The following is a 10,861-nucleotide window of genomic DNA, read 5'->3' on the forward strand; positions in this document are numbered from 1 at the left end:
GGTGGCGAGGGCGCGGTCGAGGCGGGAGAGCGTGGTCGTCATGATGGCCGTCACCCTGGCGCCCCGGCCGCGATGTGTAAAGATGGGTGACAGCGGCTCCCGTGCGATTTATCAGACATAAACCTTGCTCCAGAAGACTGCCCGATGCCGACGATCACCAACATCCAGGACCTGCGAGCGCTGGCGGCCCGGCGCATCCCGCGCGCGATCTTCGACTATGCCGACCGCGGCTCCTATGACGAGGTGACGCTGCGGGCGAACCGGGCGGATTTGGCCGCGATCGGCCTGCGCCAGCGGGTGATGATCGACGTCGACAAGCGCTCGGTCGCGACCCGGATCCTGGGTGAGGACGTCACGATGCCGCTGGCGATCGCGCCGACCGGCCTGACCGGCCTGTTCCACGGCGACGGCGAGATCCACGGCGCCCGCGCGGCCCAGGCCTTCGGCATTCCGTTCTGCCTGTCGACCATGTCGATCTGCTCGATCGAGGATGTGGCGGCGGCGGTGAAGAAGCCGTTCTGGTTCCAGCTCTATGTCATGCGCGACCGCGGCTTCTCGCAGTCGCTGATCGAGCGGGCGAAGGCGGCGCAGTGCTCGGCCCTGGTGCTGACGCTCGACCTGCAGATCCAGGGCCAGCGCCACCGCGACCTCAAGAACGGCCTGGCCGTGCCGCCGCGGCTGACCCTGGCCAATGCGCTGGACATCGCCACCAAGCCGGCCTGGGCGATGAAGGTGCTGTTCGGCAAGCGCCGCAGCTTCGGCAATCTGGACGGGCATGTGAAGGGCGCGGACAGCCTGAAGACGCTGTCGCAATGGACCGCCAGCCAGTTCGACGCGTCGCTGAGCTGGAAGGACGTCGAATGGGTGCGCAGCCTCTGGCCCGGCAAGCTGATCCTGAAGGGCGTGCTGGACGAGGATGACGCGCGGATCGCCGCCTCGACCGGCGCCGATGCGGTGGTGGTCTCCAACCATGGCGGCCGTCAGCTGGACGGCGCCCGCTCCTCGATCTCGGCCCTGCCGGGCATCGTCCAGGCGATCGGCGACAGGACCGAGGTGCTGTTCGACGGCGGCGTGCAGTCCGGCCAGGACATCCTCAAGGCCGTGGCGCTGGGCGCCCGCGGCTGCCTGATGGGCAAGGCCTTCCTCTACGGCCTGGCGGCGATGGGCGAGGCCGGCGTGACCAAGGCGCTGGAGATCATGCGCAAGGAGCTGGACATCAGCATGGCGCTGACCGGCACCGGCGACATCACCAAGGTCGACCGCAGCAGCTTGGTGATCCGGGGATAGGGCGCGCCCGCAGCCGGGTTGAGCCGGCTGCGGGGCGTCCGTGTCAGTTCCCCCGCAGTTCCAGCTCCTTGTTGACCCGCAGCGCCGCCAGGGTGCAGACGGCGCCGGACAGGAGATAGGCGCCGACCAGGGCCAGGCCGAACTGGCTGGCCAGGGCCAGCGCCACCAGGGGCGCGAAGCCGGCGCCGACCATCCAGGCCAGGTCCGAGGTCAGGGCCGAGGCGGTGTAGCGGTGCTGGTTCGGGAAGTTCGACGCCACCGCGCCGGCCGCCTGGCCGAAGGACAGGCCGAGCAGGCCGAAGCCGAGGATCACGAAGGCCGACCGCGCCGTCGGCCCGCCGCCCAGCAGCAGCGGCGTGACGAAGCTGAAGATCGCGATCAGCACCGCGCAGGCCGCCAGCAGCGTGCGCCGGCCGGTGCGGTCGGCGATCAGCCCGGAGACCACGATCATGGCGGCGCCGAGGATGGCGCCGGCGAACTCCGTCATCAGGAAATTGCCGGCATTGTGGTCGGTGTACAGCGTCACCCAGCTCAGCGGGAACACCGTCACCAGGTGGAACAGGGCGAAGGTGGCCAGCGGCACGAAGGCCCCGACCAGGATGTTGTGGCCCTGCTGCTTCAGCGTCTCGGGCACGCTCGCCGCCTCGAGATCCTTGCTCTCGTACAGCCGCTCGAACTGCTCGGTCACCACCAGGCGCAGCCGGGCAAACAGGGCGACCACGTTGATCGCGAAGGCGACGAAGAACGGGTAGCGCCAGCCCCAGTCCAGGAAGTCGGCGGCCGGCAGGTTGACCAGGAAGAAGGCGAACAACGCGCTGGCCAGCATGAAGCCGAGCGGGGCGCCGAGCTGCGGCATCATCGCGTACCAGCCGCGCCGGTTCTGCGGCGCGTTCAGCGCCAGCAGCGAGGCCAGCCCGTCCCAGGCGCCGCCGAGGGCCAGGCCCTGGCCGATGCGGCACAGCGCCAGGAGGGCGATGGCGGCGGTGCCGATGTCGCCGGTGCCGGGCAGGAAGGCCATGGCGGCGGTGGACCCGCCGAGCAGGAACATCGCCGCGGTCAGCTTGACGCTGCGGCCGTGCCGGCGGTCGATCTCCATGAACAGGACCGAGCCGAGCGGGCGGGCGACGAAGGCGAGGGCGAAGACGGCGAAGGAGTAGAGCATCGCGTCGAGCGGCGCCGCATGCGGGAAGAAGAACCGCGGGAACACGAGCACCGAGGCGATGGCGTAGACGAAGAAGTCGAAGAATTCCGCGGTCCGGCCGATCACGACGCCGATCGCGATCTCGCCGGGTGGGACACCTGCGCGGTGCCGTGGCGCGGCGTTCGGGGGCTGGGACCCGAAGTCTCGACTGACAGTGGCCATAAACTGATTCCTCCTGGGTGGGCCGGGCCGAGATGCCGCTGTTTTTTCTTTTGAGTATGGCCCAGGATTCCGGTGCGTCAAATCGTGCCAAGCGAGCCCCGGCGGCTCCGGAATCGCCCAGGGCCCTGCCGTCAACCCCGGTGCGACGATGTTGCACTGCAACCAATGGGCATCTGGTAGGACAAACTGTCCTCTGTTACATCGCGTAACGCTTCGGTAAGGCAGGGCCGCCTTATCGTTCTCGCTTTCCAGGCAACGGCATGTCCATCAAAGCTTTAGGCCGCCTCGCTGCACTTCCTGCCCTGGTCCTCCTGGGCGGGTGCAACATGGTGGTCATGTCCCCTTCCGGCGATATTGCGGTGCAGCAGCGCGACCTGATCGTGGTCTCCACGATCCTGATGCTGCTGATCATCGTGCCGGTGATCGCCCTGACGCTGTTCTTTGCCTGGAAGTACCGCCAGTCGAACAAGGACGCCCCGTATGAGCCCGACTGGCACCATTCGACTCAGCTCGAGGTGGTGATCTGGTCGGCGCCGCTGGTGATCATCATCGCGCTCGGCGCCCTGACCTGGATCAGCACCCACACGCTCGACCCCTACCGGCCGCTGGAGCGCATCGACTCGGAGCGCACGGTCGCCGCCGACGTGAAGCCGCTGACCGTCGAGGTCGTGGCGCTCGACTGGAAATGGCTGTTCCTCTACCCGGAGCAGGGCATCGCCACGGTGAACGAGCTGGCGGCGCCGGTCGACGTGCCGATCCAGTTCAAGATCACCTCGGCCACGGTGATGAACTCCTTCTTCGTGCCGGCGCTGGCGGGGCAGATCTACGCCATGGCCGGGATGGAGACGAAGCTGCACGCCGTGATCAACAAGCCCGGCGAGTATGAGGGCTTCTCGGCCAACTACAGCGGCGCCGGCTTCTCCGGCATGCGCTTCGCCTTCCACGGCCTCGCCGCGGGCGATTTCGACGCCTGGGTGCAGAAGGTCAAGTCGGGCGGCGGCAGCCTGAGCCGCGAGGAGTACCTGGCGCTGGAGCGGCCGAGCGAGCGCGAGCCGGTGCGCCATTACGGCACGGTCGCCCCCGACCTCTATGGCGCCATCCTCAACATGTGCGTCGACCGCTCGAAGATGTGCATGAACGAGATGATGAGCATCGACTCCCGCGGCGGCGGCGGCATGGCCGGCATCGACAACGTCATCGCGCTCAACCACGACAAGGATGTCCGCCGCGGCGCCGGCCCGGTCCGCAGCTATGTCGCGGCGATCTGCACCACCGACGGCGACATGGCCGACAGCCGGCCGCCGGAGGGCATCCTGTTCAGCCGCCGGACGGAGCAGCCCCTGCGCGTCGAGTGAGGACCGCATCGATGACCGCCGCCGGCCCGTCCCAGGCCGCGGCACCGACACTATGGCGGAGGCTGTCGCCCAGCGTGGCGGCCTTCGGAACGACAGAGTAGCCCGATGTTCTCAAACCTAGATCTCCAGACGCTCGTCTTCGGCAAGCTGACGCTCGGCGCGCTGCCGTTCCACGAGCCGATCCTGGTCGTCACCTTCATCGCGGTGGCGCTCGGCGGCATCGCGCTGTTCGGGGCCATCACCTATTTCCGCCTGTGGGGCTATCTCTGGCGCGAATGGTTCACCAGCATCGACCACAAGAAGATCGGGATCATGTATGTGATCCTGGCCCTGGTGATGCTGCTGCGCGGCTTCTCCGACGCGATCATGATGCGGGCGCAGCAGGCCATCGCCTTCGGCGCCAATGAGGGCTACCTGCCGCCGCATCACTACGACCAGGTGTTCACCGCCCATGGCGTGATCATGATCTTCTTCATGGCCATGCCCTTCGTCACGGGCTTGATGAACTTCGTGGTGCCGCTGCAGATCGGCGCCCGCGACGTGTCCTTCCCGTTCCTGAACAATTTCAGCTTCTGGATGACCACGGCCGGCGCGGTGATCGTCATGATCTCGCTGTTCGTCGGCGAGTTCGCCAAGACCGGCTGGCTGGCCTATCCGCCGCTGTCGGGCATCGCCTACAGCCCGGATGTCGGCGTCGACTACTATATCTGGGGCCTGCAGGTCGCGGGCATCGGAACCTTGTTATCGGGCGTCAACCTGGTGGCCACCATCGTCAAGATGCGGGCGCCGGGCATGACCATGATGAAGATGCCGGTCTTCACCTGGACCGCGCTGTGCACCAACGTCCTGATCGTCGCCGCCTTCCCGGTGCTGACCGCCGTCCTGGCCCTGCTGTCGCTCGACCGCTACGCCGGCACGAACTTCTTCACCAACGACTTCGGCGGCAGCCCGATGATGTATGTGAACCTGATCTGGATCTGGGGGCATCCGGAGGTCTACATCCTCATCCTGCCGGCCTTCGGCATCTTCTCCGAGGTCGTGTCGACCTTCTGCGGCAAGCGCCTGTTCGGCTACACCTCGATGGTCTACGCCACGGTGGTGATCACCATCCTGTCGTACCTGGTGTGGCTGCATCACTTCTTCACGATGGGCTCCGGCGCCAGCGTGAACTCGTTCTTCGGCATCACCACGATGATCATCTCGATCCCGACGGGGGCGAAGATGTTCAACTGGCTGTTCACCATGTACCGGGGCCGCATCCGGTTCGAAGTGCCGATGCTGTGGACCATCGGCTTCATGGTGACCTTCGTCATCGGCGGCATGACCGGCGTGCTGCTGGCGGTGCCCCCGGCCGATTTCGTGCTGCACAACAGCCTGTTCCTGATCGCCCATTTCCACAACGTCATCATCGGCGGCGTGGTGTTCGGCGTGTTCGCCGGCTTCACCTACTGGTTTCCGAAGGCCTTCGGCTTCAAGCTCGATCCCTTCTGGGGCAAGATGTCGTTCTGGTTCTGGTTCATCGGCTTCTACTTCGCCTTCATGCCGCTCTATGTGCTCGGCCTGATGGGCGTCACCCGCCGGGTGAACCATTTCGACGACCAGTCGCTGCAGATCTGGTTCGTCATCGCCGCCTTCGGCGCGGTGCTGATCGCCTTCGGCATCCTGTCCTTCCTGATCCAGCTGGCCGTGAGCTTCAAGCGGCGCGAGCAGCTGCGCGACGTCACCGGCGATCCGTGGAACGCCCGCACGCTGGAATGGTCCACCTCCTCGCCGCCGCCGGAGTACAACTTCGCCTTCACGCCGCTGGTGCACGACCACGACGCGTGGGACGACATGAAGAAGCGCGGCTATGTCCGGCCGCTGTCCGGGTTCAAGGCGATCCATATGCCGAAGAACACCGGCACGGGCGTGATCCTGGGCGGCCTCAGCGTGGCCTTCGCCTTCGCCATGGTCTGGCACATCTGGTGGCTGGCGGCGCTGGGTTTCGTGGCGATGCTGGCCGTGTCGATCGGGCACACCTTCAACTACAAGCGCGACTACCACATCCCGGCCGAGGTCGTGACCAAGGTCGAGGATGAGCGCAGCCGCGTGCTGGCCCGGGCGGGAGCCGCTTCCTGATGACCGCGATCAATCCAACCGCCAACGGACCCACTGCGAACGGCGAGACCCGCTTCCACGTCGACGAGGAGCACGAGCATTCGGGCGGCAGCACGATGCTTGGCTTCTGGATCTACCTGATGAGCGACTGCCTGATCTTCGCAGTCCTCTTCGCCTGCTATGGCGTGCTCGGCCGCAGCTACGCGGCCGGCCCGTCCGGCGCCGACCTGTTCGACCTGCCGCTGGTGGCGGTCAACACCTCGATGCTGCTCCTGTCCTCCATCACCTGCGGCTTCGCCATGCTGGAGATGGAGCGCAACCGCAAGGGCGCCACCCTGGCCTGGCTGGCGGTGACGGCGCTGTTCGGCGTCGCCTTCGTCGGGCTCGAGCTCTACGAGTTCGCGCATCTGATCCATGAAGGGGCGGGGCCGCAGCGCAGCGCCTTCCTGTCGTCCTTCTTCACCCTGGTCGGCACGCACGGGCTGCACGTCACCGTCGGCATCGTCTGGATGGTGACGATGATGATCCAGGTCGCCCGGCACGGGCTGATCCCGGACAATAAGCGCCGGCTGATGTGCCTCAGCCTGTTCTGGCACTTCCTGGACGTCATCTGGATCGGCGTCTTCACCTTCGTCTATCTGATGGGATCCATGGCATGAGCGCCGCCCACACCGATCACGCCGGCCATCATCATGACCACCATCATGGCGACGCCAGCGGCCATGGCACGCTGAAGGGCTACATCACCGGCTTCGTGCTGGCGGTGATCCTGACCGCGATCCCGTTCTGGCTGGTGATGGGCGACATCTTCGCCGATGCCCAGACCACGGCGCTGGTGATCATGGCGCTCGCGGTCGTCCAGATCGTCGTGCACATGGTCTATTTCCTGCACATGAACACCCGGTCGGAGGGCGGCTGGACCATGCTGGCCCTGATCTTCACCGTGGTGCTGGTGGTGATCACGCTCGCCGGCTCGCTGTGGGTGATGTACCACCTCAACCACAACATGATGCCGGTCTCCGCCCACGACATGCGCAACATGCCGTGAGCCAGGGCGAGGCACACCGGCCTCGCTCGACCGCCAGCCTGATCGTCCTCGGGGCGGCGGCCCTGGCGGTGTTTCTCGGCCTGCTGGCGCTCGGAATCTGGCAGGTCGAGCGGCGGGCCTGGAAGCTCGACCTGATCGCCCGGGTCGACCAGCGCGTCGCGGCCGAGCCCGTCGCCCCGCCGGGGCCGGACGGATGGGCCCGGGTCACTGCCGACCAGGACGAATACCGCCACGTCCGCATCTCCGGCCGCTTCCTGAACGACCGCGAGGCCCAGGTCACGGCCTCGACCATGAAGGGCGCCGGCTACTGGGTGATGACGCCGCTGCAGGCGGATGACGGCACGGTGGTGCTGGTCAACCGCGGCTTCGTGCCGACCGAGAACCGCGACCCGGCCACCCGCGCGGCGGGGCAAATGGAGGGGCCGCTGACGGTCACCGGCCTCCTGCGCATCACCGAGCCCAAGGGCGGCTTCCTGCGCTCGAACGACCCGGCGGCGGAGCGCTGGTATTCCCGCGACGTCGCCGCCATCGCCGCCGCGCGGGGGCTGACGGATGCCGCGCCTTACTTCATCGACGCCGACGCCACGCCCAATCCTGGCGGGCTGCCGGTCGGCGGGCTGACGGTGATCGCCTTCCCGAACAGCCACCTGGTCTACGCCATCACCTGGTTCGGCCTGGCGGCGCTGCTGGCCTTCGGGGTGGGATATGCGGTGCGGTCGGAGCGGCGGCGCGAAAGCAGTCTCAGGCGCCGGGACGCGTAGCCTCTCCCGTGTTTCCCACACCGTCATTGCGAGCGCAGCGAAGCAATCCAGGGGCCGGTTCGCACTGGCCCCTGGATTGCTTCGTCGGCTTCGCCTCCTCGCAATGACGGAGAGGGGCGGGACGGCCAGGCCCGCGCATGGCCGTCCCCCACGCGCCGGAGCTTCCCCGCCCCCCGACGCCTGGTCTAACCTTCGATCAGCCCGTCGCGGGAGGCGGCGGAAGCGACGGAGGGCAGGGCTCGAGCTCCCCTCCGCCCCACGACCGAACGAGGTTCTGATGGCGCACGAAACCCAATTCTACATCGACGGCGCATGGGTCGACCCGATCACGCCGAAGACGCTCGACGTGATCGACCCCTCGACCGAGGAGGCCTTCGCCCAGATCTCGCTCGGCTCGGCCGCGGATGTCGACCGCGCGGTGGCGGCGGCGAAGCGAGCCTTCCCGGCCTTCGCCCGCACCAGCCGCGAGGAGCGCCTGGCCCTGCTGCGCCGGATCCTGGAGGTCTACAAGCGCCGCGCGCCGGACATCGCGCTCGCCGTGTCGCGCGAGATGGGCGCGCCGCGGCAGTTCGCGCTCGACTCCCAGACCTGGGCCGGCGACGCGCATCTGACCCGGATCATCGAGGCGCTGGAGACCTTCCAGTTCCAGCGGGCCAAGGGCACCTCGATGGTGGTGAAGGAGCCGGTCGGCGTGGTCGGCATGATCACGCCGTGGAACTGGCCCTTGAACCAGATCACCTGCAAGGTCGGCCCGGCCCTGGCCGCCGGCTGCACCATGGTGCTGAAGCCGAGCGAGATCGCGCCGCTCGACGCCATCATCTTCGCCGAGATCCTGGATGAGGCCGGCGTGCCGAAGGGCGTGTTCAACCTGGTCAATGGCGACGGGCCGACGGTCGGCGCCGCCATCTCCAGCCACCCCGATGTCGACATGGTGTCCTTCACCGGCTCGACCCGGGCCGGCATCCTGGTGGCCAAGGCCGCCGCCGACACGGTCAAGCGGGTGCATCAGGAGCTGGGCGGCAAGTCGGCCAACATCATCTTGGCCGACGCCGACCTGAAGCGGGCGGTGACCAAGGGCGTCGCCGGCTGCTTCGGCAACAGCGGCCAGTCCTGCAACGCCCCGACCCGGATGTTCGTGCCGCTGGACCGGCAGGACGAGGCGATCGGCTACGCCCGCGCGGCGGCCGAGGGCTTCAAGGTCGGCCCGGCCGACGCGCCGGACACCCAGCTCGGCCCCGTGGTCAGCCAGGTGCAGTACGACAAGATCCAGAAGCTGATCGAGGCCGGCATCGCCGAGGGGGCGGAGCTGGTGGCCGGCGGCCCCGGCCGCCCGGACGGGCTGAACCGCGGCTATTTCGTCCGCCCGACGGTCTTCGCCCGGGTGACCCCGGACATGACGATCGCGCGCGAGGAGATCTTCGGCCCGGTGCTGTCGATCCTGACCTATGAGACCGAGGCGCAGGCGATCGAGCTGGCCAACGACACGCCCTACGGCCTGGCCGCCTATGTCCAGTCGGGCGACCTGGAGCGGGCGCGCAAGGTGGCGTCGCAGCTGCGCGTCGGCAATGTCCACATCAACTACCCGGCCTGGGACACCGCTGCGCCGTTCGGCGGCTACAAGCAGTCGGGCAACGGCCGGGAATACGCCGAGTTCGGCCTCGAGGAGTTCCTTGAGATCAAGGGCGTAATCGGCTACGAGGCCGCCTGAATCCTCGCCGGAGCCTTCCTTCGGGAAGGCTCCGGTCCGGGCCTGCAGCCGGGGTGCCATTGCATTCGCTGCCGCGGACCGACCTCGCGGAGGCCGTCTGACCCCGGGCTCAGGCGCTGCGGCGGGACCGCTGCTTGACGGCACGCTGGCGCAGCTTCTCGGTGCCCAGGCCCTGGGCCTTGGCGTAGACCGATTTCGACCGGGCGTAGTTCGGCGCCACCATCGGATAGTCCGGCGGCAGGTTCCATTTGGCGCGGTACTGCTCCGGCGTCATGCCGTAGGTGGCGCGCAGCCAGCGCTTCATCATCTTGAAGGGCCGGCCGTCCTCCAGGCAGATGATGTAGTCCGGCGTCACCGAGTCCGCGACCGGGACGGCCGGGGCGGATGCCGCGACGCCGGTCTCGGCCTGCGCTGCGGCGTCGGCCCTCGGTGTCTCCTCCGCGCCCACGGCGCCGGGATCGGACTCGGCCGCCGCGTCCCGCGGGACCGAGGCGCTGCGGGCCTCGATCAAGGACAGGTGCACGCTCCGGATCAGGTTCGGCAAGCTCTCGCTGTCCACCGCATTATGGGAGACATGGGCAACGATGATTTCCTTGGTGAACTTCAGGATCTCGTTCTCGATCAGCGTCGACATCGCGCTTTCCCTCACACCCCGTATGCCAGTCCCCCGTTGCTCGGCCGCTGCGGCGACCGCGGCTGCCCCGAGACTGCTCTCGCGACCGCCAATGCTACAAGCCAAGAACAGCCGTAAGGTTCCGTGGGATTCAGAAAAAAGTTTTCGACCGTGTGACTCTTTCCCTTCGAACTGCTTGCCTTCGGAATATGATCCGAGTTGAGCAGGATTGTTACCGGCGCCATTTCCGTTCCTTGCGTATGCTCGCCGGTTGGGCAGGATACCAAGGGGTGTCGTCCCAGGATTGGTCCGGATCTTATGGTATCTCAAGGATATGCAATTTTATGGAATTTGCATGTATCGAAATGACGCAGAATCGATAGGACCGTTGCGGCAAGGACTGGCGGGACTCGGCGCGTCGACCGCCTGCAAGCCTGGCCGTGCCGACCTCCGGCGTAACCAGATCTTAGGAATTCCCGGTCTAGAGCGGAATGAGGTTGGTTAGAATCGGAAGGGGATTCCCAGGGGCGAGGGAATGTGATTCACCATGCTGGCTGGGAGGAGGCCAGCCTGGATGGGTAAACCGTGCTCGATGGATCTCCGTGAGCGAGTGGTGCGGGCGGTGGAGC

General features: G+C 67.2%; 10 protein-coding genes (1 of these 10 running past the window's edge). 7 read left to right on the forward strand and 3 right to left on the reverse strand.

Going from position 1 to position 10,861, the window contains the following annotated elements:
• On the reverse strand, positions 1–42 hold the beginning of the coding sequence (locus tag BWR60_RS34020; RefSeq protein WP_088157442.1) for a D-aminopeptidase. 1,530 nt of this gene lie to the left of the window's left edge; only the first 42 of its 1,572 coding nucleotides appear in the window; it begins with the start codon at positions 40–42; the stop codon falls past the left edge of the window.
• A 102-nt stretch (positions 43–144) separates the two neighbouring features.
• Here BWR60_RS34020 and BWR60_RS34025 point away from each other — a divergent pair, with 102 nt between their 5' ends.
• Positions 145–1,287, forward strand: a complete 1,143-nt coding sequence (locus tag BWR60_RS34025; RefSeq protein WP_088157444.1) for an alpha-hydroxy acid oxidase — start codon at positions 145–147, stop codon at positions 1,285–1,287.
• Positions 1,288–1,330: 43 nt separating this feature from the next.
• Here the strand turns inward: BWR60_RS34025 and BWR60_RS34030 are convergent, their stop codons facing one another.
• Positions 1,331–2,554 (reverse strand): MFS transporter, encoded by a 1,224-nt coding sequence (locus tag BWR60_RS34030; RefSeq protein WP_343216433.1) that lies wholly within the window; start codon positions 2,552–2,554, stop codon positions 1,331–1,333.
• A 422-nt stretch (positions 2,555–2,976) separates the two neighbouring features.
• Between BWR60_RS34030 and cyoA the strand changes: the two genes are divergently transcribed.
• The 6 genes from cyoA (at position 2,977) to BWR60_RS34060 (ending at position 9,619) form a co-directional block, all read left to right on the forward strand.
• Positions 2,977–4,005 (forward strand): ubiquinol oxidase subunit II, encoded by a 1,029-nt coding sequence (cyoA, locus tag BWR60_RS34035; protein WP_230983270.1) that lies wholly within the window; start codon positions 2,977–2,979, stop codon positions 4,003–4,005.
• 105 nt (positions 4,006–4,110) lie between these two features.
• On the forward strand, positions 4,111–6,123 hold the full coding sequence (cyoB, locus tag BWR60_RS34040; protein WP_088157450.1) for a cytochrome o ubiquinol oxidase subunit I: 2,013 nt from the start codon (positions 4,111–4,113) through the stop codon (positions 6,121–6,123).
• Positions 6,123–6,761 carry a cytochrome o ubiquinol oxidase subunit III gene (gene cyoC, locus BWR60_RS34045; RefSeq protein ID WP_088157452.1) on the forward strand — a complete coding sequence of 213 codons (639 nt, stop codon included), beginning with the start codon at positions 6,123–6,125 and terminating at the stop codon, positions 6,759–6,761. Before cyoB ends, cyoC begins: the two co-directional genes overlap by 1 nt.
• The gene (gene cyoD, locus BWR60_RS34050) at positions 6,758–7,150 is read left to right on the forward strand and encodes a cytochrome o ubiquinol oxidase subunit IV (RefSeq protein ID WP_088157454.1); all 393 of its coding nucleotides are present in this window, start codon (positions 6,758–6,760) and stop codon (positions 7,148–7,150) included. Before cyoC ends, cyoD begins: the two co-directional genes overlap by 4 nt.
• A complete protein-coding gene (locus BWR60_RS34055) occupies positions 7,147–7,911 on the forward strand; it encodes an SURF1 family protein (RefSeq protein WP_088157456.1) in 765 nt (254 codons plus the stop codon). Before cyoD ends, BWR60_RS34055 begins: the two co-directional genes overlap by 4 nt.
• A 277-nt stretch (positions 7,912–8,188) precedes the next feature.
• Positions 8,189–9,619 carry an aldehyde dehydrogenase family protein gene (locus BWR60_RS34060; RefSeq protein WP_088157458.1) on the forward strand — a complete coding sequence of 477 codons (1,431 nt, stop codon included), beginning with the start codon at positions 8,189–8,191 and terminating at the stop codon, positions 9,617–9,619.
• Positions 9,620–9,728: 109 nt separating this feature from the next.
• On the opposite strand, the gene BWR60_RS34065 is transcribed toward BWR60_RS34060, so the two are convergent.
• Positions 9,729–10,253, reverse strand: coding sequence for a MucR family transcriptional regulator (locus BWR60_RS34065; protein ID WP_088157460.1), 525 nt, complete (start codon positions 10,251–10,253; stop codon positions 9,729–9,731).
• Positions 10,254–10,861 lie beyond the last annotated feature (608 nt).

The organism is Inquilinus limosus (genome assembly GCF_002195995.1).
Taxonomy (GTDB): Bacteria; Pseudomonadota; Alphaproteobacteria; order DSM-16000; family Inquilinaceae; genus Inquilinus; species Inquilinus limosus_C.